The sequence below is a fragment of the Streptomyces sp. NPDC026500 genome (assembly GCF_055567635.1).
In genome coordinates this window covers 143898-168777 of sequence record NZ_JBVHQB010000009.1, presented here as the reverse complement: position 1 = coordinate 168777, position 24880 = coordinate 143898, and the positions used below count along the sequence as shown (strand labels likewise).

Sequence of the window (24880 nt, the reverse complement as noted above, 5' to 3'; positions counted from 1 at the left end):
GCAGGGCAGGACCGCCCTCAGCCGCTCCAGGAAGCCCGTGCCACCTGACGAAGAAGCCGCCGCCTGCGCCAACCGGTCAGCCGGTCCGCGTACACCCCGCCGTCGAGGTGGTCGCACTCGTGCTGGAGGCACCGCGCGAACCAGCCGGTGCCGTGCACGGTGACCGGCTCGCCGGTGACGGTGCGCCCCTCGACGACCGCGTGGTCGTACCGCTCGGTGCCGGCCTCCAGGCCGGGCAGCGAGAGACAGCCTTCCGGTCCGCGCAGGACCACACCGTCCGCCTCGACAAGACGAGGGTTCACCACATGTCCGACATGACGGACATCGTCGTCGTCCGGGCAGTCGTACACGAAGACCCTGAGGCCGACGCCGACCTGGTTCGCGGCGAGGCCCACGCCCTCGGCCGCGTACATCGTCGCGAACATGTCCTCGACGAGCTCAGCGAGTTGGGGGCCGAAGTCGGTGACGTCCTCGCAGGCCCCGCGCAGGACGGGGTCGCCGAGCAGGGTGAGGGGCCGGACGCGCCCGTGGGTGCCCGGGATGGAACCGTGTCGCATGGCCGCAAGGGTACGGTCCTGGTAGGCGCGCGCATGTCGCGCCGGCACCGAGGTGGTGCCGCGATTCGGGCCCGTGAGTGGATCTCGATAGGCTGACCCCCACATGTGCCGGGGGCAGGGGCGCGGCGCGTACGCAAGGAGGATCGAGAAACGATGTCAGGCAACTCGGACCCGCTGTCGCCGCGGGCCAAGCTGGCCGTGACGGCGGGCAAGGCGGCGGCTGCCGTCTCGCGGGCCGCCGGACGCGGCAGCGGATCGGTGATCGGCGGCCGGGTGGCACTCAAGCTCGACCCCGACCTGCTGGCGAGGCTCGCCACGCACCTGGACGTGATCCTGGTGTCGGCGACCAACGGCAAGACCACGACGACCCGGCTGATCGCGGAGGCTCTGGGCGCCGCGGGCCCGGTCGTGTCCAACGCGCTCGGCGCCAACATGCCCGCGGGCATCACCTCGGCGCTTGCCGGGGGGTCGGACGCCAAGTTCGCGGTCATCGAGGTCGACGAGAAGTACCTCTCCGGCGTGGCACGTGACACCGACCCGAAGTGCATCGCGCTGCTGAACCTCTCCCGCGACCAGCTCGACCGGGCCGCCGAGACGCGGATGATGGCCGAGCACTGGCGTGAGGGACTGGCCGGTTCCAAGGCCGTCGTGGTCGCGAACGCGGACGACCCGCTGGTCGTCTGGGCGGCTTCCTCCTCGCCGAACGTCATGTGGGTGGCGGCCGGACAGATGTGGAAGGACGACGCCTGGTCCTGCCCGTCCTGCGGCGGCGTGATGCAGCGTCCCGGCGACGACTGGTTCTGCGGCGACTGCGGCTTCCGCCGTCCGAACCCGACCTGGGCCCTGTCCGGGGACCACGTCCTCGACCCGCACGGTTCCGCGTGGCCGATCCACCTCCAGCTGCCGGGCCGCGCCAACAAGGCGAACGCGGCCTCGTCGGCCGCCGTGGCCGCCGTGTTCGGTGTGCCGCCGCAGGTCGCCCTGGAGCGCATGTACCAGGTGCAGGCGGTGGCCGGACGCTACGACGTGGTGCAGTTCATGCAGCGCGACCTGCGTCTGCTGCTCGCCAAGAACCCCGCGGGCTGGCTGGAGACGTTCTCCCTGATCGACCCGCCGCCGACCCCGGTCATCCTGTCGGTGAACGCGCGCGGTGCCGACGGCACCGACACCTCCTGGCTGTGGGACGTCGACTACACCCGCCTGACCGGACACCCGATCTTCGTTCTCGGCGACCGCAAGCTGGACCTCGCCGTACGCCTCGAAGTGGCCAACCAGCAGTTCCAGGTCTGCGAGAACCTCGACCAGGCGGTGCAGCAGGCACCGCCCGGACGCATCGAGGTCATCGCGAACTACACCGCTTTCCAGGACTTGAGGCGTCGTGTCGGCAACTGAGCCACGGAGGACGAAGAGAATGAGTGACAACAGCCTGCGTCTGGTGTGGATCTATCCGGACCTGCTGAGCACCTACGGCGACCAGGGCAACGCCCTCGTCGTGGAACGCCGGGCCCGTCAGCGTGGCCTCGACGTGGCCCGCGTGGACGTGCGCAGCGACCAGCCGATCCCCACCTCCGGCGACATCTACCTCATCGGGGGCGGCGAGGACCGGCCGCAGCGGCTCGCCGCGGAGCGGCTGCGCCGCGACGGCGGTCTGCACCGCGCGGTCGGCAACGGCGCGATCGTCTTCTCCGTCTGCGCCGGCTACCAGATCCTCGGGCACGAGTTCATCAACGACCTCGGCCAGCGCGAGCCGGGCCTCGGCCTGCTCGACGTGGTCTCCACGCGTGGCGAGGGCGAGCGGTGCGTCGGCGACGTCCTCGCGGACATCGACCCGCGGCTCGGCCTGCCCCAGCTGACCGGGTTCGAGAACCACCAGGGCGTGACCCACCTCGGGCCCACCGCCCGCCCGTTCGCGAACGTGCGGCTCGGCAAGGGCAACGGCACGGGGGACGGCACCGAGGGCGCGTACAACGACACCGTGTTCGGTACGTACATGCACGGGCCCGTCCTCGCCCGCAATCCGCAGATCGCGGACCTGCTGCTCAAGCTGGCCCTCGACGTCAACGCGCTGCCGCCGATCGACGACCGCTGGTACGAGGCGCTGCGCTCCGAGCGCATCGCGTCCGCCCAGCAGCCCGCGTAGGGCCTGCCCGCCCGGCGGGCCGGAGGAACCGTTTCTCAAGGAGGAACGGTTCCTCTTCGCGTTTCCCGGGAGGAACCGTTCCGGCTGCGGAGAACGGTCCGTCCGACCCCCTCCAGGGCCCGTCTGAATCCGCATCCGCACAGGTGAGCGGGTGCGTCCAGCAGGCGGACGCACAGTGCGGCCGGGCCCCCTCCCGCCGGTAGGGTGGCGGGGATCCTCGCCGGACAACGTGGTCCGGTTCCCCGGACCACGTTGAGAAGGTATTTCGGGCTATGCGCATTGGTGTCCTCACGTCCGGCGGCGACTGCCCCGGCCTGAACGCCGTCATCCGGTCGGTCGTACACCGTGCCGTCGTCGACCACGGCGACGAGGTCATCGGCTTCCGGGACGGCTGGAAGGGTCTCCTGGAGTGCGACTACCTCAAGCTCGACCTCGACGCGGTGAGCGGGATCCTGGCTCGCGGCGGCACCATGCTCGGCTCCTCCCGGGTCCAGCCCGCGCATCTGCGTGACGGTGTGGAGCGGGCCAAGGGCCACGTCGCGGACCTCGGGCTCGACGCGATCATCCCGATCGGCGGCGAGGGCACGCTGAAGGCGGCCCGCCTGCTGTCGGACGGCGGCCTACCCATCGTCGGCGTGCCGAAGACCATCGACAACGACATCGCGGTCACGGACGTCACCTTCGGCTTCGACACGGCCGTCGGTGTCGCGACCGAGGCCCTCGACCGGCTGAAGACCACCGCCGAGTCCCACCAGCGCGTGCTGATCGTGGAGGTCATGGGCCGCCACACCGGCTGGATCGCGCTGCACTCCGGCATGGCCGCGGGCGCCCACGCCATCGTCGTACCGGAGCGGCCCTTCGACATCGAGGAGCTGGCCGCGCGGGTCGGCGAGCGGTTCGAGGCGGGCAAGCGGTTCGCCATCGTCGTCGCCGCCGAGGGCGCGAAGCCCCGCGAGGGCTCAATGCAGTACGACGAGGGCGGCAAGGACGTCTACGGCCACGAGCGCTTCGCGGGCATCGCCCGGCAGCTCTCCATCGAGCTGGAGGAGCGGCTCGGCAAGGAGGCCCGGCCGGTCATCCTCGGGCACGTGCAGCGCGGCGGAACGCCGACGGCGTACGACCGCGTGCTCGCGACCCGGTTCGGGTGGCATGCCGTGGAGGCCGTGCACCGCGGCGAGTTCGGGATGATGACCGCACTGCGCGGCACCGACATCGTGATGGTGTCGCTCGCGGAGGCGGTGGAGACCCTGAAGACGGTTCCGGACGAGCGCTACGCCGAGGCGGAGTGCGTGCTCTGAGACGTGCGCAGTCGGAACTGCCCCCGGTCGCAGCGGCGGCCGGGGGCAGTTCTACTCTGGTGCGGACAGACAGCACACAACCTCCCCCACTGCCTTAAAAGGGCCTGGGAGGCACCCCCAGAAACAGGAGCCGGCGGATGGATCACAGCGGGCACGGCATGACCATGGATCTGCCGCCGTTCACGCTGGGGCGGGGGCTCGAATGGTCCGCGGACCCGTTCTTCCTCGTCGCGTGCCTGCTCGGGCTCGGGCTGTACGGCTGGGGAGTCGTGCGCCTGGCGCGGCGCGGCGACGCCTGGTCGTGGGGCCGTACGGCCTCCTTCGTCGTCGGCGTACTGACCGTACTGCTCATCACCTGCACCCGGCTGAACGACTACGGCATGGTCATGTTCAGCGTGCACATGGTCCAGCACATGGTGATCAGCATGCTGTCGCCGATCCTGATCCTGCTGGGGGCGCCGATCACGCTGGCACTGCGCGCGCTGCCGGTGGCGGCGAAGCGGGGCAGCAAGGGGCCGCGTGAACTGCTGCTGATGTTCCTGCACAGCCGGTACATGCGGATCATCACCCACCCGGCGTTCACCATCCCGCTGTTCATCGCGAGCCTGTACGCGCTGTACTTCTCCCCCGTCTTCGACTTCCTGATGGGCTCCACCACGGGCCACGTCGTGATGATGTGCCACTTCCTCGCCGTCGGCCTGGTCTTCTTCTGGCCGATCATGGGCGTGGACCCGGGCCCGCACCGCCCGGGTTATCTGATGCGGATGCTGGAGCTGTTCGCGGGCATGCCGTTCCACGCGTTCTTCGGCATCGCGCTGATGATGGCCTCGCAGCCGATGGTCGAGTCGTACAAGAATCCCCCGGCCTCCCTCGGCATCGACGCGCTCGCCGACCAGACCGCCGCGGGCGGTATCGCCTGGGCGTTCAGCGAGATCCCCTCCGTGCTCGTCCTGCTCGCGCTGCTCTTCCAGTGGTACAGCTCCGAGCAGCGGCAGGCCAAGCGTCAGGACCGGGCCGCGGACCGGGACGGCGACAAGGAACTCGAGGCCTACAACGCCTATCTGGCCTCACTCAACGCACGCGGTCACTGAATTAACCGTGCCATTCGTGCTTGCGTGAAAGGCATTTCCATTCAGTAGCATGGAGGCGAAGCTCCGCGTCCGGTCCTCGGTTCGCGGGGTCCAGGGGGAAACCGCGAGGGGGAGCGGTCATGACATTTCGCGCGTCCATGCGAAGGGCCGGATTATCGGCGGGCCGCCGGACGGCTTTGCTGCTGGTTTCCGTACTGGTAATCAGCGGGTGCGGTAAATCCGATCAATTGTTCGCCATACGTGCCGTGGCCGCGGGGGTTTCGCAGGCCAATCCCTTCTTCAAGGAGGACGGCACGCTCGGCAAGGACACCACCGGCACACTGCGGGCCCGGCCGATCGGCGGGGTGCAGGCCAGCAACAGCCCGGGGCTGTACGGCGGCACACGCGGGGGAAAACCCGGAGGTGAAACCGGCGGCCACAACAGCACCGGTGGGCAGGACGGGAACCACGGCACACCCGGACCGAACGGCTCCGGTAAACCCTCCCCGGACTTCGGCGGCTCGGCACAGCCCGGCACCTGCGTCGTCGGGAAGCTCAAGAAATTCCTCACCGACCCCAAGAACTCCGCCAGGGCGCGGGAATGGGCACGCGTGCTGAATATCCGGCCGAACGACATCTCCGGATATATCGATCGACTCACACCCGTTGTGCTGCGTCACGACACCCTCGTGACGAATCACGAGTACAAGCACGGCAAAGCCGCCCCCTTCGACGCCCTGCTCCAGGCCGGAATCGCCATTCTGGTCGACCGCCAGGGGCTGCCCGCGGTGAAGTGCTCCTGCGGTAATCCACTGCGCCCGTCCAGGGTCGACATCAAGAGGGCCTCGGTGGGGTTCGAGGGCGGAAACAGGAAATGGTCCGGCTACCGGCAGGACCAGATCGTCGTCGTCGAGCCGCCGCCCGGGAAGGCGCCCATCGAGCGGCTCCGGCTGGTGGACGTCGAGAACCCCGACCGGGGGATCGCCCGTCCGCTCGGCACGGAGGGCGAGGACGACAAACCCTTCGACCCGCACGCGGAAACGACCGTCCCGCAGATCACGGGCCTGACGTTCGCCGAGGCGAGCGGACGGCTCGCGAAGGCGGGGCTGGCCCTCTCCTACGGCGGCAGCTCCTTGCCGCCGGACGACGCCCCGGTCACCTCTTCCCAACCCGTCGAGGGCAGTGCCCTGGAGTGGGGCAGCCAGGTGACGCTGTTCGTGTCCGACCCGGGCGACGGCGGGGGCCCGGACACCCCCACCGACACCGGCGGCCTGACACCGAGCCCGGACCAGTCCGGCACGGGACCGGGCGAAACCAGCACGGGTGCCTCCACGGGCGAATCCACCGCAAGCGGGACCGGCTCGGGCGAGACCAGTACGGGAGCCACCTCGGGCGAGACCGGTACCGGCCGCACCACCGCGGGCGAGACCACTACGGGAGCCGGCGCAGGCGAGACCAGCACGGGCCAGACCGGTACGGGCCAGACCACGACCGGCGAGACCACGACGGGCGCCACGACCACGGGCTCGACCACGACAGGTGCCGCGACAGGCGGGACCACAACAGGTCGAACCACCTCAGGCGCCACCACGGGCAGTGCCGCTTCAGGCGCCACCACCACAGGCCAAACGACGACCGGCGCAACCACTGGAGGCGCCGGCACAGGTCAAACCAGCACAGGGCAGACCGGCGGCGATACCACCACGGGCAGCGGCACCACCGGTCGAACCACCACCGGCGCCACGACGGGCGAGACCACCACAGGCACCGGCGACACCGGCGCCTCCGGCTCGGCCGCCTCCGGCGGCGTCGGTGACTCGGTCGGACCCTCCTCCTCCGTGGGGGGAGCGACCTGATGGCGCCGGGGTCACCGCAGTCAGGGGTGGGCCGGACCATCGCCGGCCGGTATCTGCTCGTGGACCAGGTCGGGTCGGGCGGGATGGGGCATGTGTGGCTCGCGCACGACCAACGGCTCGACTGCGATGTGGCGCTCAAGGAGATCAGGTTCCGCGACGTCCCGGAGAGCGGCGCGGAGCACGAGTCCCGGATAGCGCGGGCCCGCGCCGAGGCCCGGCACGCGGCGGTGTTGCGAGGGCACCCGCACGTCGTGACGGTCCACGACGTCCTGGAGCACGACGGCCTGCCATGGATCGTCATGGAGTACGTGGCGGGTGCGGAGGACCTGCGCGACCGGCTCGCCCGGCGCGGCCCGCTCGCCCCCGACGCATGTGCCCGTATCGGCATCGCGGTCCTCGACGCCCTGACCGCCGGGCACGAGCGCGGCATCATGCACCGGGACGTGAAGCCGGCCAACATCCTGCTCGCCCCGGACCGCACCGGGAACCCGGAAGCCCGCATCCTGCTCACCGACTACGGGATCTCGGTCCAGCCCGACTCCCTGGAGACCCGCTGGACCCAGACGTCCGTGCTGGTGGGGACGGCCGGCTATCTGGCCCCGGAGCGGGCGACGGGGGGTCCGCCGACCGCCGCGGCCGACCTGTTCTCGCTGGGCTGCACCCTGTACTTCGGAGTGGAGGGCCACGGCCCCTTCGACCGGGACACCGATCTCGCGGCGATCACCGCGGTGGTCCTGGAGGAGGCCCCGCCGCCCCGGCGGGCCGGCGCCCTGCGGCCGGTCGTCGAGGCGCTGCTCGTCAAGGATCCGGCCCTGCGGCTGTCCGCCGAGGACACCGCGTCGGCGCTGGCCCGGATCCTCACGCCGCAGCCCCATCCGCCGACCCGTCTCGACCCGGGCTCGCAGCCACCGTGGTCGGCGCTCGTCACGTCCGACGGGTCTCCGGGTGTGTCCGGCCCGGCGGCGGACCGGAGCCGGGCCCTGCCGGGCGCGTATCCGGCGGCGGAGGGCGCCACCGGGTACGGCCCGGCCCAGGGCAAGGACCGGGGTCCGGTCGTACCCGGTGGTCACTCCCCCACCACCCCCTGGGCGGGCCCGCACCCGGCGACGGCCGAGGCACCGGGCCCGTACGCGCCCACCGGCCATGCCCAGGGCGCGTACACACCGCTGCCGAGGCTGGGGTCCGACGGTCCGCCGCCGGGCGGACCGCAGCCGGGCGGACCGCAGCCGGAACACGGGCAGGGCTTCGGACCGCCTTGGCACGGAGCACCGCCGACGTCGGTCCCCGGACCCCCGGGACGGCGACGGCGAAAGCCACCGCACGCCCTGCGAGCCGTGGCCGCCGTGCTGCTCGCGCTCGGTCTGGCGGCCGGTCTGGTCTGGTACGCGGGGGCGCACCGGGCGGCCCCGCTTCCCTACGGCGACACGGTCGGGCTCGTCGAACCGCTGCACCAGCGCGACTGCGTCTTCGGTGAGCCCTCCCTGTGGAGGACCGCCACCGTGCCACGGCTGCAGTTGGATCGCAGCTGTCACGACGCGAGCCCCGACGCGCAGGTCATGGCGGTGTACAAGGCACCCTCGTTCGAGGCGGCCCGCCGCGACGGCTCCCGCCGGTGCGAGGAGCGGACCAAGGACACCGCCCGCAAGCTCGCCTGGAACGTCAGGAGCATGGCCGTCGTGCCCACCCGGGAGGGCTTCGACACCACCGGAGGCACCGTCGCCTGTCTGCTCGCGGGCCTGCACGGCCCGGTGTTCGGCCCGCTCGGGGACCTCCGTCGGTACGGGATGACGTTCGCGGACGCGACCCAGATGCAGCTGGGCGACTGTCTGGGCCATGTGGGCGGCGACCACCGGGTGAGCACGCACTTCGAACTGGTCGCCTGCGACAAGGACCCTGTGGGAAAGGTCGTCGAGATCACCCACCTCCGCGTCTACCGGCCAGGGACGGACCCGTTGGAGCAGGCGAACGACCAGTGCGCGGTCGACGCTCCACCGGACCGGTACGGCTACGACCCGGCCACGCACTGGAGTCATGGTGTGCGCAGTACGGGTGTGTGGGCCCAGCCGTACTACCTGGTGGTCTGCTTCGTCGAGGAGGGACAGCGGCCGGGGCAAGGGGCCCAGTAGTCCGCGCGGCCCTGGCGAACCGCCCCCCTCCGGGTGAAAATGGCCCCAAAGGCCACGGCCCGCGTTCGCGGACCCGCCTGGAGGAGGGTGCTGCGATGCCCGGCTCGACTAAGACGATGGGGGTGCTCACCGTGGGCGGGCTCGTCATGGTGACGGCCTACACGGTGGCGCTGGGCAGTAACGGCTGGCTGTGGTTCGGCTGGGTCGTGCTCGGTCTGATCACTCTGGGGATGGTGGTCTCCCGCAGCGCCTGACCTCGGCCGACCACCGTGAACGCGCACGTCTCGGGGCACCGCCCGCAGGCTCCGGCCACCGGTCTCCCGGGGTCTCGGCCCGTCGGCTGCGCCGGTCACGGGCGGGGGCGCCGTGCCGCCGAGTGCACGCCCGGCTGGTATTTGGGGAGCCGGGCGGTGATCTTCATTCCCGCTCCCACCGCGGTCTCGATGACGAGGCCGTGATCGTCGCCGTACACCTGGCGCAGCCGTTCGTCGACGTTGGAGAGCCCGATGCCCCCGGAGGGGCTGACCTCTCCGGACAGGATGCGGCGCAGCCGGTCGGGGTCCATGCCGATGCCGTTGTCCTCGATGACGACGAGCGCCTCGGCGCCGGCGTCCTGCGCCGTGATGCTGATGTGGCTCTTGTCGGTCTTGCCCTCGAGTCCGTGTTTGACGGCGTTCTCCACGAGGGGCTGGAGACAGAGGAACGGCAGCGCGACCGGCAGTACCTCGGGCGCGATCTGCAGGGTGACGGACAGCCGCTCGCCGAAGCGGGCCCGGACGAGCGCCAAGTAGTGGTCGATGGCGTGGAGTTCGTCGGCGAGGGTGGTGAAGTCGCCGTGCCTGCGGAACGAGTAGCGGGTGAAGTCGGCGAACTCCAGGAGCAGTTCGCGGGCGCGCTCCGGGTCGGTGCGGACGAACGAGGCGATCACGGCGAGCGAGTTGAAGATGAAGTGCGGGGATATCTGGGCACGAAGCGCCTTGATCTCGGCCTCGATCAGCCGCGTTCGGGACTGGTCCAGGTCGGCCAGCTCCAGTTGGACGGAGACCCAGCGCGCGACCTCGCCCGCCGCGCGTACGAGGACCGCGGACTCGCGGGGTGCGCACGCGACGAGCGCTCCGTGCACCCGTTCGTCGACGGTGAGCGGCGCGACGACGGCCCAGCGCAGGGGGCAGTCGGGTTCGTCGCAGGTCAGCCGGAAGGCCTCGCCGCGGCCGGTTTCCAGCGGGCCGCCGAGGCGTTCCATGATCTCGGTGCGGTGATGGGCTCCGACTCCGTCCCAGGCGAGGACGGTCTCCTGGTCGGTGAGGCACAGCGCGTCCGTGCCGAGCAGCGTGCGCAGCCGCCGGGCGGACCGGCGGGCCGTCTCCTCGGTGAGTCCGGCGCGCAGCGGGGGCGCGGCCAGCGAGGCCGTGTGCAGAGTTTGGAAGGTGGCGTGCTCGACCGGGGTGCCGAGTCCGCCGAGGCTCTCGGGCCGCGCGGTGCGCCTGCCGAGCCAGAACCCGGCTGCCAGCAACGGGAGCACGGCGACACACAGCCCGGCGATGAACCCGCTCACCCGCCCACCACCCCGCCCGCGGGGGCGCATCCGCGCGGACGTCCCGGCGACCCCGGCTCCGGCTCCGGCTCCGGCTCCGGCAACACTCCCGCCAACACCCGCACCCCGCACCCCACCTTCACCCCACCCGCGAAGCCACGCCCGTACGACCACCCCGACGACCGCCGATCCAGCAACACCCCCGGCAACGCCCCCTCATCTCGCACCCCGGCCGGAACCCCGCCCGCGAGGCCGCACCCGCGCAGCAGTTCCGGTGGCCGGCGGTCCCACCGCGTCCCCGCCGACAGGCCCTCACCTCGCTGCCCGGTGGCCAAGGCCCTCACAGTTCGGACTCCTTCGCGCCCGCTGCCGCGCTCGCTGTCCCGCTGACCGCAGCGCGGACCTGGCCGTCCGTGAGTTCCTCCGGGAGGTGGAAGCGGGCGAGGATCGCCGCCGTCCCGGCCGGGACGCGGCCGGCGGTGGCCAGGGAGACCAGCACCATGGTCACGAAGCCGAGCGGCACCGACCAGAGCGCCGGCCAGGCGAGCAGCGCGTGCAGGGACCCCGTCGTCCCCGGATAGCCGGCCATGGTCGCGCCGACGGCGACGAGTGCCGCGCCGCCGCCGCCGAGCATCCCGGCCGCCGCCCCCGGCGGGGTGAGCCGCCGCCACCAGATGCCGAGCACCAGCAGCGGGCAGAAGGAGGACGCGGACACGGCGAACGCGAGCCCCACCGCGTCGGCGACGGGCAGTCCGCCCACCAGCACGCTCGCGGCGAGCGGTACCGCCATCGCCAGCACGGTGCCGAGCCGGAAGTGCCGTACGCCGCGGGAGGGCAGCACGTCCTGGGTCAGCACGCCCGCGACGGCCATGGTCAGTCCGGACGCCGTCGACAGGAACGCGGCGAAGGCGCCGCCCGCGACGAGCGCCCCGAGGAGGTCCGCGCCGGTTCCGCCGATCATCCGGTCGGGCAGCAGGAGTACGGCGGCGTCCGCGTCGCCGGTGAGGCTGAGTTCGGGGGCGTACATCCGGCCCAGCACCCCGTAGACGGGCGGGAGGAGGTAGAAGGCGCCGATCAGGCCGAGGACGGCGACGGTGGTGCGGCGGGCGGCGACTCCGTGCGGGCTGGTGTAGAAGCGGACGACGACGTGAGGCAGGCCCATCGTGCCGAGGAAGGTGGCGAGGATCAGCCCGTAGGTGGCGTACAGCGGACGTTCCTCGCGCCCGGCGGCCAGGGAGGTCGACATGGCGCTGCTGCTGCCTCGGTCGGCCGCCGGGACCGGGTCGCCCCGGTCGAAGGTCAGCCGGGTGCCGCTCTCGATGTGATGGGCGCCCTGCGGGAGTCGGACGCGCGCGTCCGCGTACCGGCGGCCGTCGACGGTGCCCGTCGCGGTGACGGTGAGCGGCCGGGCCAGCTTCAGGTCGAGCGTGGAGTCGACCTGGACGAGGCGCTGTTCGCGGAAGGTCGGCGGTTCGTCGAAGGCGTCGCGGGGGGCGCCGTGGGACTGCCAGGCGAGGACCAGGAAGACCGCGGGGACGAGCAGGGCGGTGAGCTTGAGCCAGTACTGGAAGGCCTGTACGAAGGTGATGCTGCGCATGCCGCCCGCGGCGACGGTGGCCACCACGACGACGGCGACGAGCACTCCGCCGAACCAGTCGGGTGCGTCGGTCAGCACCGCCAGCGTCAGCCCCGCCCCCTGGAGTTGGGGCAGCAGATAGAGCCAGCCGACGCCGACGACGAAAGCCCCTGCGAGCCGCCTGACGGCCTGGGAGCCGAGCCGGGCCTCCGCGAAGTCGGGCAGCGTGTAGGCACCGGAGCGGCGCAGCGGTGCCGCGACGAAGAGGAGCAGGACGAGATAGCCCGCGGTGTAACCGACCGGGTACCAGAGCATGTCGGGTCCCTGGACGAGCACCAGACCCGCGATGCCGAGGAAGGAGGCGGCGGAGAGGTATTCGCCGCTGATCGCGGCCGCGTTGAGGCGGGGGCCTACGGTGCGTGAGGCGACGTAGAAGTCGGAGGTGGTCCGGGAGATGCGCAGCCCGAACGCGCCGACCAGGACGGTCGCGACGACGACGAGGGCGACGGCGGGAACGGAGTAGTTCTCGTTCACGGTTCAGCGGTCCTCGACCAGGCGCACGAAGTCCTTCTCGTTGCGCTCGGCGCGCCGTACGTACCAGCGGGCGAGCAGCACCAGCGGCGGGTACAGACAGAAGCCGAGGACCGCCCATTCCAGGGTCGCGCCGTCCGGCATCGCGGCGAAGACCAGCGGAAGCGGTCCCACAAGCAGGACCAGTACGGCGAACACGACGATTGCCACGCGGAGTTGACTGCGCATCAGCGAACGCACGTAGGTGTGACCGAGGGTGGTCTGTTCGTCGATCTCGGTCCTCGGCCGGTAGTAGCCGGACATCCGCCGGGTGCGCCGTGGCACTCCGGTGACGACCACGCGACGTTCGGTGGGGTCCTGCGGCACGCGGTGCTCCTCAGCTCGTGGTCCGGCGCAGCAGCAGATCGCGCAGTTGGCGGGCGTGCCGGCGGCTGACCTGGAGTTCGACGGAGTCGACGAGGACGCTCACCGTGCCCGCGTCCAGGCGGAGTTCGCCGATGTGGCGCAGCGCGACGAGGTGGCGCCGGTGGATGCGGACGAAGCCGCGGGAGCGCCAGCGCTCCTCGAGGGTGGACAGCGGGATGCGCACCAGGTGGCTGCCCTGCGCGGTGTGCAACCGGGCGTAGTCGCCGTGGGCCTCGACGTGGGTGATGTCCTCGACGGCCACGAAGCGGGTCACTCCGCCGAGTTCGACGGATATGTGGTCGGGGTCGGGCTCGTGGACGGGTATCAGGGGTGCGGTGTCCCGCAGTTGGACGGCCCGCCGGACCGCCTCGGCCAGCCGTTCGCGGCGTACGGGCTTCAGGACGTAGTCGACGGCCTTGAGGTCGAAGGCCTGCACGGCGAAGCCCTCGTGGGCGGTCACGAACACGACGAGCGGCGGCTGCGCGAACCCGCCGAGCAGCCGTGCCAGGTCGAGCCCGTCCAGGCCGGGCATGTGGATGTCGAGGAAGACGACGTCGATCGCCTCGGGTCCGCCGGGTCCGGACTCGAGGGCCCGGTTGATCCTGCGCAGCGCCTCGGTCGCGTCGCTCGCGCCCTCGGCGCTGCCGACCCGGGGATCGGCGTTCAGCAGATACAGGAGTTCCTCGAGGGACGGTTGTTCGTCGTCGACGGCGAGCACGCGCAGCATGACAGTGGAGTGTAAGAGCGATCGGCATGGCTGGACATGTGCGGGACATGGCCGTTGTCCCCGGCCGGGTGGCGGTTGTCGCTGGATACAGTGCGGCCATGAACAGCAAGCCCGCGATGTTCGACGAGCTCGACCGCAAGATCATCACGGCCCTGATGGCCAATGCCAGGACGAGCTTCGCGGAGATCGGCGCGGCGGTCGGTCTGTCCGCGACGGCCGTCAAGCGCCGTGTCGACCGGCTGCGCGAGACGGGCGTGATCACCGGGTTCACGGCCACGGTGAAACCCGCGGCGCTCGGCTGGCGCACGGAGGCGTACGTGGAGGTGTACTGCGAGGGCGCGGCACCGCCGCGGCGGCTCGCGGAGGTGGTGCGCAACCATCCGGAGATCACCGCGGCGATGACGGTGACCGGGGGCGCGGACGCGCTGCTGCATGTGCGGGCCGTCGACGTGGAGCACTTCGAGGAGATCCTGGAGCGCATCCGGGTGGAGCCGTTCATCCGGAAGACGATCAGCTACATGGTGCTGTCCCATCTGCTGCCCGAGGCTCCGGAGGCCGGGGCGACCCACGCAGCCCCGGACGACGCAGGAAACGTGCGCTGACCCAGCCGATCACGCAGCAGTACTGCGTATACGCGCAGCTCTCGGCGCTTGTCGCCCGTATCCCCCGCTTCTTACCGTGGAGGCATCCCACTAGCCGACACCGCAGGAAGCGGAGGAACCTCTTCGTGCCCGACAGCCGTGTGCCGCGCCCCCGGCGCTTTCTCGTCTGCGAACCCAGACACTTCGCCGTGCAGTACGCGATCAACCCCTGGATGCGTCCCGACACCCCCGTGGACGTCGATCTCGCGCGCGATCAGTGGCAGGCGCTGATCAGCGCCTACCGCGCGCACGGCCACACCGTCGACTCCGTCGAACCGGTCGCGGGCCTTCCCGACATGGTCTTCGCCGCGAACTCGGCGCTCGTCCTGGAGGGCCGCGTCTTCGGCTCGTCCTTCCACGCACCCGAGCGCCGCCCCGAGTCGACCGCGTACGAGACCTGGTTCAAGACGGCCGGTTTCGACGTCTACCGCCCCGAAGCGGTGTGCGAGGGCGAGGGCGATCTCGTCCCGACGCGCCGTTACGTCCTCGCCGGTACCGGATTCCGCACCTCGCCCGAGGCCCATCGCGAGGTCCAGGAGTTCTTCGGCGTCCCGGTGATCAGCCTCCACCTGGTGGACCCGCACTTCTACCACCTGGACACCGCGCTCTTCGTCCTCGACGACGACAACATCGCGTACTACCCGGAGGCGTTCTCGCCGGGCAGCCGCGAGGTGCTGAGCCGGCTGTACCCGGACGCGGTGCTCGCGACCCGTGAGGACGCCCTCGTCTTCGGCCTCAACTCCGTCTCCGACGGACGTCATGTCTTCATCGCGCCGCGCGCCGAGGCCCTCGCCGACCAGCTCGTCCGGCACGGCTACGTTCCCGTCCCCGTCGACCTGTCGGAGTTCCACAAGGCCGGCGGCGGAATCAAGTGCTGCACTCAGGAGATCCGTTCATGACCGCTCCCGCCCGTACGACCACGTCCGCCGGCGCCGGTGCGCGCAGTTCCGCCGAACTGATCCGAGCCGAGGAACCCGTCCTGGCGCACAACTACCACCCGCTGCCCGTGGTCGTCGCGCACGCCGAGGGCACCTGGGTCGAGGACGTCGAGGGCCGCCGCTACCTCGACATGCTGGCGGGCTACTCGGCCCTCAACTTCGGCCACCGCAACCCGGTGCTGATCGAGGCGGCGCACCGCCAGCTGGACCGGCTCACCCTCACCTCGCGGGCCTTCCACAACGACCAGCTCGCCGGATTCGCCGAGTCGCTGGCCGCGTTGACGGGCCTGGACATGGTCCTGCCGATGAACACCGGCGCCGAGGCGGTGGAGAGCGCCATCAAGGTGGCCCGCAAATGGGCGTACGAGGTGAAGGGCGTCGAGCCCGACCGGGCCACCATCGTGGTGGCGGCCGACAACTTCCACGGCCGTACGACCACCATCGTCAGCTTCTCCACCGACGAGACGGCCCGCTCCGGTTTCGGCCCCTTCACGCCCGGCTTCCGGGTCGTGCCGTACAACGACCTCGCCGCGCTCGAAGCGGCGATCGACGAGACCACGGCCGCGGTGCTGCTCGAACCCATCCAGGGCGAGGCGGGCGTGATCATCCCGGACGACGGCTATCTCGCCGGCGTCCGCGAGCTCACCCGCCGCGCCGGCTGCCTGTTCGTCGCGGACGAGATCCAGTCCGGCCTCGGCCGCACCGGCACCACGCTCGCCGTGGAGCACGAGTCCGTCGTCCCCGACCTGCTGCTGCTCGGCAAGGCGCTCGGCGGCGGCATCGTGCCGGTCTCCGCGGTCGTGGGCCGGCGGGACGTGCTGCAGGTGCTGCGTCCGGGTGAGCACGGCTCGACGTTCGGCGGCAATCCGCTGGCCGCCGCGGTCGGCTCGGCGGTCGTGGGCCTGCTGGAGACCGGTGAGTACCAGCGCAGGGCGGCCGAGCTGGGCGTCCTGCTGCGGGACGGGCTGACGGCCCTGGTGGGCCGGGGTGTCGAGGGCTTCCGCTCGCGTGGGCTGTGGGCGGGCGTCGACATCGACCCGTCCATCGGCACGGGCCGGGAGATCAGCCAGGGTCTGATGGACGAGGGGATCCTGGTCAAGGACACCCACGGCTCGACCATCCGGCTGGCGCCGCCGCTCACCATCACGGCCGAGGAACTCCGGTCGGCTCTCGGATCCCTGGAGAAGGTGCTGACGCAAGGGGTCTGACCACATCGGTCGTGGCTCCGACGGGTTCGCCGTCCCACGGTGTCAGCGCCACGGAACCCGTCGGAGCGGCGAACCTGGACGGACGCGGAGACGCCCACCCGCGCCGTGCAGACCGCCGTCCCGGCTCCGGGACGGCAGCGCCCGGGGCTGTGTCCTGCCGGGCGCTGTCCACAGGCGCCGGGCCCCGGCGCCCCCGTCCGTGGTCACCCCGCCCACAGCCCGACGTGCGCCCGATCCGCCACCCAGGTCTCCGACCAGCAACGGACCTGTCCGTCGGCCGGGGCCGCCACGTGGAGGTTCCCGACGGCCCCCGCGTGCAGGCCGACCAGTCGCGCCGGTCCGGCGTGGAGGATACGTTCCCGGTCGCTGCGCAGGTCTCGGTCGTCACCCACTCCGGGAGGCCGCCGGGGACGGCGGGCCGGGTGCAGCAGGTGACCCGGTCGGGCTCGGCGACCAGGACGGCGGCCCTGCCGTCGGCGCCCCAGGCCGCCGCCGGCACCCGCGAGCCGAGTACCGGCTGAAGCACCTCCTGGCCCGGCGGGGAACCGTCGGACGACGACCGCACCCGCGCGATGCCTTCGGGCCGGGCCGTCCGGATCAGGACCTCGCCCCGTACCGAGACCAGGACCGCCAGGCCCCGCGCGTGCCCGGTCGGCACCGTTCAGCCCCTGTTCCGGTCGGCGGGCCACAGCCGGTCGCCGCCAACGAGCCGAACGGGTAGCGTCGGAGCCAGAAGGAAGAGGCGATTCCGGTCAAGGGCGCGCGCGGCTCCGCCACCGGTCGGCGCCTCCGCTCACCGTCAAGGCCGAGGAACTCCGGTCGGCTCTCGGGGCCCTGGTGAAGGTCGTGACGCAAGGGGTTCGATACCGGCCAAGAGGCCACAGAGGGTGACACCGCGATGCTTACGCCCGGACACGGCCGCGCCTACACTGATCGCTCCCCGGGGGAAAAGAGGAGCGCCCCAGTGTTTTATTACGTGCTCAAATATGTGCTTCTGGGTCCACTGTTGAGGCTGGTCTTCCGGCCTCGGATCGAGGGCCTTGAGCACATACCGTCGTCGGGTCCGGCCATCGTGGCCGGCAACCACCTGTCCTTCGCGGACCACTTCCTGATGCCGGCGATCCTGAAGCGCCGGATCACCTTCCTCGCGAAGGCCGAGTACTTCACCGGGCCCGGCATCAAGGGGCGGCTGACGGCGGCCTTCTTCCGCAGCGTCGGACAGATTCCGGTTGACCGTTCCGGCAAGGAGGCGGGGCAGGCAGCCATCCGCGAGGGACTCGGCGTGCTGCGCAAGGACGAACTGCTCGGGATCTACCCCGAAGGCACCCGGTCGCACGACGGACGGCTCTACAAGGGCAAGGTCGGCGTCGCGGTGATGGCCCTGCGGGCCCAGGCCCCCGTCATCCCCTGCGCGATGATCGGCACCTTCGAGGCCCAGCCCCCGGGCAGGAAGCTCCCGCGCATCCATCCCGTGGTGATCCGCTTCGGCAAGCCTCTCGACTTCTCGCGCTATGCCGGGATGGAGGACGAGAAGGCCATCCTGCGCGCCATCACCGACGAGATCATGTACGCCATCCTCACCCTCTCCGAGCAGGAGTACGTCGACCGGTACGCGGCCGTCGTCAAGGCCGAGGAGGCCGCCGAGAAGGCTGCGGCGGGCCGCAAGTTCCCCCGGATGCCGCTCAGCTGAGCCGAGCACCGGGCAGAGTCCGCGGCAGGAACGAGTGAGGGGGCGGCCGGTCGGACCGGCCGCCCCCTCGTGCAGCGAGGACTACGGCTGCGGAGTGGCGTGCGGGGCGCACGTCACATCGGCGGCGTCCGTCTTGCCGGTGAGCAGGTAGGAGTCCACCCGCCCGTTGATGCACGGGTTGACCAGACCGGTCACACCGTGCGAGCCCGCGCCCTGCTCGGTGATCAGGCGGGAACCCTTGAACCGCTTGTGCAGTTCGACGGCGCCGGGGTACGGAGTGGCGGCGTCGTTCGTGGACTGCACGATCAGGACGGCCGGCAGACCCTTGCCGGTCTTCACGTTCACCGGGGACTGCTGCTTGACCGGCCAGCTGGCACAGGGCAAGTTCATCCACGCATTCGCCCAGGTCATGAACGGATACTGCGTGTTGAGCCGCGTGTTGTCCCGGTCCCACTTGCGCCAACTGGTGGGCCACTGGGCGTCGGTGCACTCGACGGCCGTGTACACGGCGTTGCCGTTCTCCGAGGAGATGTTGCCCGCCGTGTCGGTCAGGTCGGGTGCCGCGGCATCGACGAGCGCCTGGGTGTCACCGGCGACGTACTTGCTGAACACCGAGGCGACCGGCACCCACGAGGAGTCGTAGTACGGGGCGCTCTGGAAGAAGGAGATCAGCTCGGCGGGGCCGACGACGCCGCCCAGCGGGCTCTTCTTCGCGGTGGCACGCAGCTTCAGCCACTGGTCCTGCACCTTGGCGCGGGTGTCACCGAGGTGGAAGGCCGCGTCGTTCTTGGCGACCCAGTCCTCCCAGTCCTTCCAGCGGCCCTCGAACGCGATGTCCTGCTCCAGGTTGGCCTGGTACCAGATGTTGTCGCGCGACGGGTTGACGACGCTGTCGACGATCATGCGGCGCACATGCCCCGGGAAGAGCGTGCCGTAGACGGCTCCGAGATACGTGCCGTACGAGACGCCCAGGTAGTTGAGCTTCTTCTCGCCGAGCCCGGCCCGGATGACGTCGAGGTCGCGTGCCGTGTTGGGCGTGGTCATCTGCTCCAGCACGGCCTTGCCGGTGCGCTCGGCACAGCCGTCCGCGTACTCCGCTGCCAGCTTGCGCTGGACTCGCTTGTCCGCCTCGGAGTCCGGGACCGGGTCCGCCTTGGGCGCCTTGACGAACTCCTGCGGGTCGATGCAGGAGATGGGCGCCGAGTGGCCGACACCGCGCGGGTCGAAGCCCACGAAGTCGTACGCCTTCGCGGTGTTCGTCCACAGCGGGCTCTTGGTGGTGACACGGCGCGGGAAGCGCATGCCCGAACCACCGGGGCCGCCCGGGTTGTAGACGAGCGCGCCCTGGCGCTCCTCCTTGGTGCCGGTGTTCCCGATGCGGTCCACGGCCAGCTTGAGCTGCTTGCCGTAGGGGTGGGCGTAGTCCAGCGGCACGCTGACCCAGCCGCACTGGATCGGCTTCTCGAAGCCCCAGTCCGCCGGGCAGTCCTGCCAGTCGATCCCGGCCTTGGCGGCCCGCTCCGCGGCGATGGCCGCTCCGCGCTGCTCGCGGTTCTGTCCGTAACTCTGGCCGTGGCTCTGGCCGTGGCGCGAGTCGGCGGTGGCCGACGGGGCCGCGACGGCTCCGGCTATCAGGGTCGCGGTGACGAGCGCTCCGGCCGAACCGAGCGCTGCCACCCGTTTCGTCGGTCTCTTGGACCTCAAGTGTGACCTCCCCGTACATCGTTGCGATGGATACGGGGATCCTTTCTGCTGTGAGGTCCCTGGCAACAGACGTGACCGGTGTTCTTTACCAATCCGATAGCCGGTATGCCGTGTTCCGTTGAGCGGTGAATCTGGCGTGAATACACCTTCTCCAGCGGACAATTGACGTCACGTGAGATCACGCAGCGCCCCGTCGAGCACCCGCCGCAGCAGCAGCGCGTCGGGGGCGAGCGCGGTCACGAGCACGGCCGGCCCGGCGAGCGGGGTGAGTGCCGCGTACTCGCCCAGCAGACGCGCCGTCGGCACCTCCTTCTCGTACTCCGGTCGTACGACGACGAGTTGCCCGAGTGCCCGATGCCCCGCGAGGACAGCGGGCCCGTCCCAGCCACCGGGCGCACCGGGACCGCACGCCAACTCCTGGTCGAGCAGGGCACGTCCGTCGCGTCGAACGGTGAGACGGCTGGTGAGCCGCCCGGGTTGCTCACCCACACGCCCGAGCACCTGCTCCTCCCGAAAGACGAGTCGTGCGTCGCCCCGGAGGTCGACGAGCGAGGAGACGGACAGCTCACTGCCACCGGCGGAGATCAACTGCTCCGGCAGCCACAACAGTTCACCGCCGTCGGCGACGTCGAGGCGTACGTCGTAGCGGGCCTCGCCCTTGGCCTGTCCTGGGAGCGCGATGGTGGCGGCGGCGGAACCGACCCTCAGCCGCGCGCCCGGACCGACCTGGGCCTCGACGGCGAGGTGGTCACCGCCGAGCGGTCCGCTCATCGCCCCGACCAGCATCACGCGCGCCTCGGACCCGGTGCTCCTGATCCGGCGCAGGGCGAGCGGCCCCTCTCCGTCCAGCACCGGCAGCGAGGTCCCGCCCCGGCCGTCGTCCCTGGCCTCGATCCGCGCGGTGGCGCGCACTCCCGCCGTCGTCATGCCGTCCACGCCGCGAGCCGTTCGCGCACCCAGCCGGCGACCTCCGTGACGCCGCTCTCGGTGCGCAACGACTGGAAGATCACGGGTAGTTCGGCCCGCTGCGCCTTGGCGTCGGTCGCCATCCGTCCCAGGTCGGACCCGACGTACGGCGCCAGGTCGGTCTTGTTCACGACGAGCAGGTCGGCCGTCGTGACCCCGGGCCCTCCCTTGCGCGGGATGTCGTCCCCGCCCGCGACGTCGATCACGAAGATCTGCGCGTCGACCAGCCCCTTGGAGAAGGTCGCGGTGAGGTTGTCGCCGCCGGACTCCACGAGGATCAGGTCCAGCGGCCCGATCTCGTCCTCCAGGTCCTCGACCGCTTCGAGGTTCGCGGAGATGTCGTCCCGGATCGCGGTGTGCGGACAGGCGCCCGTCTCGACGGCGGTGATCCGCTCGGGGGGCAGCACCGCTTCCCGCAGCAGGAATTCGGCGTCCTCGCGGGTGTAGATGTCGTTGGTGACGACGGCGAGGGAGAGCTCGTCGCGCAGCGCCCGGCAGAGCGCGGCGACGGTGGCGGTCTTCCCGGAACCGACGGGTCCGCCGAGCCCTATGCGCAGGGCGCGGCGCGTGCCGTCGGGCCGGTGGGCATCGGCGCTGATCGCGGACGGCCCGTCGTGAGTGTGGTCGAGATGCACGGTACGGCTCCAGCTTCGTTCGGTCCGCGCCGGCCCCCGTGCGGCCTGTCCGTCGTTCGCGGACCAGGCCTTTCGGGGCGGGGCGGCGGGGTTGGGGGCGGCTGACCCGGAGGCTATGGGTCCCCTGACGGATCGAGAGGGACCGACACCTCCGGGAAGGTTGGGGGGCAAGGGGTGGCCGCGTCCTACGGCGGCGGCCCCGCGGGTTTGCTGTGACGCGGAATCCCGCGGAATCTCCGCGACGCAAGGATCCGTGGACTCCGCGCGCCCGAAGGCCCACGGACTCCACGCGACCCGAAGATCCGCAGACTTCCCGCGATCCGAAGACCTCCGGACTCCCCGCAACGCGAAGATCCGTGGACTCCCCGCACGCGAAGGCCGGCAGACTCCCCTGGGACGCGAAATCCCGCGGGACCTCCGCAACGCGAAAGCCTGTGGACTCCTTGCGCTGTGAAGTCCAGCGGACTCACTTCCTGCGCTGTGAAGCCCCGCGGCCTCCCAGCAGTCTGAGAAGTCCGAGGTTCCCAGCGATCCGAGAGCCCGCAGGCTCCCCGGCGACTTGAGAGTCCGCGCCGTCTACGACGCGAAGAGACGTACCGGCCAGGCCGCATGCGCCTCCGCACTGATCTCCAGCAGCGGCGCCGACGCCGCGGGCAGCGCCTCGACCCCGTCGTCGAGGACCCGCCGCGCCGCACTCGCCGCCGCGTGGGCGACGACATCCAGCTCCGGCGCGAGCCGGGCCAGCGCGGCCGTCGCGTCGAACGGATCGAGACTCAGCAACCGCACCGTCGCCGACGCCGGCCCGCTGACACACTCGTACGCGGAGCAGTACGCGGCGTCCTCGGGCCCCAGGCCGGCAGCCCGCGCCGCCACACCCAGCACGACCGGCTGATGAGCTCCCTTGGGGAACTCCCTTGCCAGCGCGTCGAGTTCGGCGGAGGGCCAGGTCGCCCTGGCAGCCCGCATCAGCTGTCTGCCCAGTCGGCGCGCGGTGACCCTCAGCGCGAGCGACGGCGTGCGCGCGTCGGCGGCCGCGTCCAGGGCCACCGGATCGAACCCGAGCGCGCCCGCCGCGGCCAGCGCGGCCGCGACGAGTCCGGTCGTGTGCAGTCGGCCCCGGCAGAAATCCTCCAGGGTCGCCGCTCCGGTGATCCGCCCGGCCTTGACGGCCGCCTCGGCCCCGCCGGAGTGCGCGTGCCCTCCGGCGGGAAAGCGGCCGTCGGCCAGGACGAGAAGGGCTGCCCGGGACATCAGAAGAGGAAGTAACGCTGGGCCATGGGCAGTTCGGCGGCCGGAGTCGCCTCGACGAGCTCCCCGTCGATGTGCACGGCGAAACTGTCGGGGTCGATCCGCACCTCGGGCCGCGCGTCGTTCTCCCGCATGTCGGCCTTGGTCACCGCCCGCGTCGACTCGATGGCGACGAACCGCTTGCCGAGCGAGAGCCGCTCCGGCAGCCCGTCCTCGATGGCCAGCGGCGCCACGAAGTTGAACGAGTTCGCGGCCGGAGCCCGCCCGATCGCCCCGAACATCGGCCGGGGCAGGACCGGTTGCGGCGTGGGGATGGACGCGTTGGCGTCGCCCATCTGCGCGTACGCGATCATTCCGCCCTTGATGACGAGGTGCGGCTTGACCCCGAAGAACGCGGGCTCCCACAGCACCAGGTCCGCGAGCTTGCCGGTCTCCACGGAGCCGATCTCGCGGGCGAGCCCTTGCGCCAGCGCCGGGTTGATCGTGTATTTGGCGACATAGCGACGTACGCGATGGTTGTCCGCGCGGCCGTCACCCGGCAGCGCGCCCCGGCGCCGCTTCATCACATGGGCCGTCTGCCAGGTCCGCATGATGACCTCGCCGACACGGCCCATGGCCTGGGAGTCGGAGGAGATGATCGAGATGGCGCCGAGGTCGTGGAGTATGTCCTCCGCCCCGATGGTCGACGGCCGGATACGGGACTCGGCGAAGGCCAGGTCCTCCGGCACCGCCGGGTTCAGGTGGTGGCAGACCATCAGCATGTCGAGGTGCTCCTCGGCGGTGTTGACGGTGTAGGGCCGGGTCGGGTTGGTGGAGCTGGGCAGCACGTACGACTCGGAGACCACGGACATGATGTCCGGCGCGTGCCCGCCGCCCGCGCCTTCCGTGTGGTAGGCGTGGATGCCGCGTCCCGCGATGGCGGCGAGGGTGTCGGCGACGAACCCGGCCTCGTTGAGCGTGTCGGTGTGGATGGCGACCTGGATGCCGGTGCGGTCGGCGACGGTGAGCGCGGCGTCGATCGCGGCGGGCGTGGAGCCCCAGTCCTCGTGGATCTTCAGGCCGAGCGCGCCGCCCCGGATCTGCGACAGCATCGCGTCGTGAGAGACGGTGTTGCCCTTGCCGAGCAGACCGAAGTTGAGCGGGTACCCCTCCATCGCCTCCAGCATCCGGGCCAGATGCCAGGGACCGGGCGTGACGGTGGTCGCCTTGGAGCCCTCGGCGGGACCCGTGCCGCCGCCGACGAGCGTCGTGATGCCGGAGGCGAGCGCCTCGTCGGCGATCTGGGGACAGATCAGATGGACGTGCGCGTCGATGGCGCCCGCGGTCAGGATCCGCCCGTTGCCCGCGATGATCTCGGTCTCGGGGCCGATCACCAGGTCGGGATGGACCCCGTCCATGGTGTCCGGGTTGCCGGCCTTGCCGATGCCGGAGATCCGGCCGTCGCGGATGCCGACGTCTGCCTTGACGATCCCCCAGTGGTCGACGATCACGACGCCGGTGACGACCGTGTCCGGGGTGCCGTCTGCGCGCGTAGCGCGTGCCTGGCCCATGGATTCGCGGATGACCTTGCCTCCGCCGAACACCGCCTCGTCGCCGGCGAGGCCGGGCCCGCCGGAACGGTCCTCCTCGATCTCGATCAGCAGGTCGGTGTCCGCGAGGCGGATACGGTCGCCGGTCGTGGGACCGAACAGATCGGCGTACGCGGCACGCGAGATCTCAGGCATCGAGGGGACCTCCGGTCTCACCGCGCAGTCCGGGCACCACGCGGGCGCCGGCGAGCGGGACGAGTTCGACGTCGACGGGGATGCCGGGCTCGAAGCGCACGGCGGTGCCGGCGGCGACGTTGAGCCGCTTGCCCCGCGCGGCTCCGCGGTCGAAGTCCAGACCGGGATTGGCCTCGGCGAAGTGGTAGTGGGATCCGACCTGGACGGGGCGGTCGGCGGCGTTGAGGACGGTCAGCCGGGTGACCTCACGGCCCTCGTTGAAGACGACGGGCTCCTCGGCGAACAGGATCTCTCCGGGAATCATGG

Annotated in this window: 22 protein-coding genes; 11 read left to right on the top strand and 11 right to left on the bottom strand. The window is 71.3% G+C overall.

Features of this window, described 5'->3' with window-relative positions; all coding sequences use genetic code 11:
• Positions 1-17 precede the first annotated feature (17 nt).
• Positions 18-557 (bottom strand): peptide deformylase, encoded by a 540-nt coding sequence (gene def, locus ACZ4N5_RS18540; RefSeq protein ID WP_467758124.1) that lies wholly within the window; start codon positions 555-557, stop codon positions 18-20.
• 153 nt (positions 558-710) lie between these two features.
• On the opposite strand from def, the gene ACZ4N5_RS18535 reads away from it, so the two are divergent.
• The 7 genes from ACZ4N5_RS18535 (at position 711) to ACZ4N5_RS18505 (ending at position 9301) form a co-directional block, all read left to right on the top strand.
• On the top strand, positions 711-1949 hold the full coding sequence (locus tag ACZ4N5_RS18535) for a MurT ligase domain-containing protein (RefSeq protein ID WP_467758123.1): 1239 nt from the start codon (positions 711-713) through the stop codon (positions 1947-1949).
• A gap of 19 nt (positions 1950-1968) precedes the next feature.
• The gene (locus tag ACZ4N5_RS18530; RefSeq protein ID WP_467758122.1) at positions 1969-2697 is read left to right on the top strand and encodes a type 1 glutamine amidotransferase; all 729 of its coding nucleotides are present in this window, start codon (positions 1969-1971) and stop codon (positions 2695-2697) included.
• A 272-nt stretch (positions 2698-2969) separates the two neighbouring features.
• Positions 2970-3995 carry a 6-phosphofructokinase gene (locus tag ACZ4N5_RS18525; protein WP_467758121.1) on the top strand — a complete coding sequence of 342 codons (1026 nt, stop codon included), beginning with the start codon at positions 2970-2972 and terminating at the stop codon, positions 3993-3995.
• Between the two features lie 137 nt (positions 3996-4132).
• Complete coding sequence (locus ACZ4N5_RS18520) at positions 4133-5086, top strand: cytochrome c oxidase assembly protein (RefSeq protein WP_467758120.1); 954 nt, start codon at positions 4133-4135, stop codon at positions 5084-5086.
• Between the two features lie 119 nt (positions 5087-5205).
• Positions 5206-6921 carry a DUF6777 domain-containing protein gene (locus ACZ4N5_RS18515; RefSeq protein ID WP_467758119.1) on the top strand — a complete coding sequence of 572 codons (1716 nt, stop codon included), beginning with the start codon at positions 5206-5208 and terminating at the stop codon, positions 6919-6921.
• Positions 6921-9047, top strand: a complete 2127-nt coding sequence (locus ACZ4N5_RS18510; protein ID WP_467758118.1) for a serine/threonine-protein kinase — start codon at positions 6921-6923, stop codon at positions 9045-9047. Before ACZ4N5_RS18515 ends, ACZ4N5_RS18510 begins: the two co-directional genes overlap by 1 nt.
• Positions 9048-9142: 95 nt before the next feature.
• A complete protein-coding gene (locus ACZ4N5_RS18505) occupies positions 9143-9301 on the top strand; it encodes a hypothetical protein (protein ID WP_355838673.1) in 159 nt (52 codons plus the stop codon).
• Between the two features lie 95 nt (positions 9302-9396).
• Here ACZ4N5_RS18505 and ACZ4N5_RS18500 read toward each other — a convergent pair whose 3' ends face one another.
• The 4 genes from ACZ4N5_RS18500 to ACZ4N5_RS18485 all read right to left on the bottom strand — a co-directional run bounded on the left by ACZ4N5_RS18500 (position 9397) and on the right by ACZ4N5_RS18485 (position 13820).
• Positions 9397-10602, bottom strand: a complete 1206-nt coding sequence (locus ACZ4N5_RS18500; protein WP_355838670.1) for a sensor histidine kinase — start codon at positions 10600-10602, stop codon at positions 9397-9399.
• A 319-nt stretch (positions 10603-10921) separates the two neighbouring features.
• On the bottom strand, positions 10922-12691 hold the full coding sequence (locus tag ACZ4N5_RS18495) for a sodium/solute symporter (RefSeq protein ID WP_467758117.1): 1770 nt from the start codon (positions 12689-12691) through the stop codon (positions 10922-10924).
• A 3-nt stretch (positions 12692-12694) separates the two neighbouring features.
• Entirely contained in the window at positions 12695-13054 is a 360-nt protein-coding gene (locus ACZ4N5_RS18490; protein WP_467758116.1) for a hypothetical protein, read from the bottom strand.
• A gap of 10 nt (positions 13055-13064) precedes the next feature.
• A complete protein-coding gene (locus tag ACZ4N5_RS18485; RefSeq protein WP_365870555.1) occupies positions 13065-13820 on the bottom strand; it encodes a LytR/AlgR family response regulator transcription factor in 756 nt (251 codons plus the stop codon).
• 98 nt (positions 13821-13918) lie between these two features.
• Here ACZ4N5_RS18485 and ACZ4N5_RS18480 point away from each other — a divergent pair, with 98 nt between their 5' ends.
• The 4 genes from ACZ4N5_RS18480 (at position 13919) to ACZ4N5_RS18465 (ending at position 18297) form a co-directional block, all read left to right on the top strand.
• A complete protein-coding gene (locus ACZ4N5_RS18480) occupies positions 13919-14422 on the top strand; it encodes an Lrp/AsnC family transcriptional regulator (protein ID WP_365870557.1) in 504 nt (167 codons plus the stop codon).
• A gap of 125 nt (positions 14423-14547) precedes the next feature.
• A complete protein-coding gene (gene ddaH, locus ACZ4N5_RS18475; protein ID WP_467758115.1) occupies positions 14548-15360 on the top strand; it encodes a dimethylargininase in 813 nt (270 codons plus the stop codon).
• A complete protein-coding gene (gene rocD / locus ACZ4N5_RS18470) occupies positions 15357-16607 on the top strand; it encodes an ornithine--oxo-acid transaminase (protein ID WP_467758114.1) in 1251 nt (416 codons plus the stop codon). The genes ddaH and rocD overlap by 4 nt, the downstream gene beginning before the upstream one ends.
• A gap of 964 nt (positions 16608-17571) precedes the next feature.
• A complete protein-coding gene (locus tag ACZ4N5_RS18465) occupies positions 17572-18297 on the top strand; it encodes a lysophospholipid acyltransferase family protein (protein ID WP_467758113.1) in 726 nt (241 codons plus the stop codon).
• A gap of 81 nt (positions 18298-18378) precedes the next feature.
• Here ACZ4N5_RS18465 and ACZ4N5_RS18460 read toward each other — a convergent pair whose 3' ends face one another.
• From ACZ4N5_RS18460 to ACZ4N5_RS18435, 6 genes are all read right to left on the bottom strand, one after another.
• Positions 18379-20001 (bottom strand): alpha/beta hydrolase, encoded by a 1623-nt coding sequence (locus ACZ4N5_RS18460; protein WP_467758112.1) that lies wholly within the window; start codon positions 19999-20001, stop codon positions 18379-18381.
• 168 nt (positions 20002-20169) lie between these two features.
• On the bottom strand, positions 20170-20928 hold the full coding sequence (locus ACZ4N5_RS18455; RefSeq protein WP_467758274.1) for an urease accessory protein UreD: 759 nt from the start codon (positions 20926-20928) through the stop codon (positions 20170-20172).
• Positions 20925-21602 (bottom strand): urease accessory protein UreG, encoded by a 678-nt coding sequence (ureG, locus tag ACZ4N5_RS18450; RefSeq protein WP_467758111.1) that lies wholly within the window; start codon positions 21600-21602, stop codon positions 20925-20927. The genes ACZ4N5_RS18455 and ureG overlap by 4 nt, the downstream gene beginning before the upstream one ends.
• Positions 21603-22178: 576 nt before the next feature.
• On the bottom strand, positions 22179-22853 hold the full coding sequence (locus ACZ4N5_RS18445) for an urease accessory protein UreF (protein WP_467758110.1): 675 nt from the start codon (positions 22851-22853) through the stop codon (positions 22179-22181).
• Positions 22853-24574 (bottom strand): urease subunit alpha, encoded by a 1722-nt coding sequence (locus ACZ4N5_RS18440; RefSeq protein ID WP_467758109.1) that lies wholly within the window; start codon positions 24572-24574, stop codon positions 22853-22855. The genes ACZ4N5_RS18445 and ACZ4N5_RS18440 overlap by 1 nt, the downstream gene beginning before the upstream one ends.
• Entirely contained in the window at positions 24567-24878 is a 312-nt protein-coding gene (locus ACZ4N5_RS18435) for an urease subunit beta (RefSeq protein WP_261704238.1), read from the bottom strand. The genes ACZ4N5_RS18440 and ACZ4N5_RS18435 overlap by 8 nt, the downstream gene beginning before the upstream one ends.
• Positions 24879-24880 lie beyond the last annotated feature (2 nt).

What these genes read in the sequence shown, in the direction of transcription:
- ACZ4N5_RS18455 (WP_467758274.1), bottom strand. Translation starts at nt 20,928, where the DNA reads ATGACGACGGCGGGAGTGCGCGCCACCGCGCGGATCGAGGCCAGGGAC.
- ACZ4N5_RS18445 (WP_467758110.1), bottom strand. Translation starts at nt 22,853, where the DNA reads ATGTCCCGGGCAGCCCTTCTCGTCCTGGCCGACGGCCGCTTTCCCGCC.
- ACZ4N5_RS18530 (WP_467758122.1), top strand. Translation starts at nt 1,969, where the DNA reads ATGAGTGACAACAGCCTGCGTCTGGTGTGGATCTATCCGGACCTGCTG.
- ACZ4N5_RS18525 (WP_467758121.1), top strand. Translation starts at nt 2,970, where the DNA reads ATGCGCATTGGTGTCCTCACGTCCGGCGGCGACTGCCCCGGCCTGAAC.
- ACZ4N5_RS18520 (WP_467758120.1), top strand. Translation starts at nt 4,133, where the DNA reads ATGGATCACAGCGGGCACGGCATGACCATGGATCTGCCGCCGTTCACG.
- def (WP_467758124.1), bottom strand. Translation starts at nt 557, where the DNA reads ATGCGACACGGTTCCATCCCGGGCACCCACGGGCGCGTCCGGCCCCTC.
- ACZ4N5_RS18535 (WP_467758123.1), top strand. Translation starts at nt 711, where the DNA reads ATGTCAGGCAACTCGGACCCGCTGTCGCCGCGGGCCAAGCTGGCCGTG.
- ACZ4N5_RS18440 (WP_467758109.1), bottom strand. Translation starts at nt 24,574, where the DNA reads ATGCCTGAGATCTCGCGTGCCGCGTACGCCGATCTGTTCGGTCCCACG.
- ACZ4N5_RS18505 (WP_355838673.1), top strand. Translation starts at nt 9,143, where the DNA reads ATGCCCGGCTCGACTAAGACGATGGGGGTGCTCACCGTGGGCGGGCTC.
- ACZ4N5_RS18485 (WP_365870555.1), bottom strand. Translation starts at nt 13,820, where the DNA reads ATGCTGCGCGTGCTCGCCGTCGACGACGAACAACCGTCCCTCGAGGAA.
- ACZ4N5_RS18480 (WP_365870557.1), top strand. Translation starts at nt 13,919, where the DNA reads ATGAACAGCAAGCCCGCGATGTTCGACGAGCTCGACCGCAAGATCATC.
- ACZ4N5_RS18435 (WP_261704238.1), bottom strand. Translation starts at nt 24,878, where the DNA reads ATGATTCCCGGAGAGATCCTGTTCGCCGAGGAGCCCGTCGTCTTCAAC.
- ACZ4N5_RS18510 (WP_467758118.1), top strand. Translation starts at nt 6,921, where the DNA reads ATGGCGCCGGGGTCACCGCAGTCAGGGGTGGGCCGGACCATCGCCGGC.
- rocD (WP_467758114.1), top strand. Translation starts at nt 15,357, where the DNA reads ATGACCGCTCCCGCCCGTACGACCACGTCCGCCGGCGCCGGTGCGCGC.
- ACZ4N5_RS18515 (WP_467758119.1), top strand. Translation starts at nt 5,206, where the DNA reads ATGACATTTCGCGCGTCCATGCGAAGGGCCGGATTATCGGCGGGCCGC.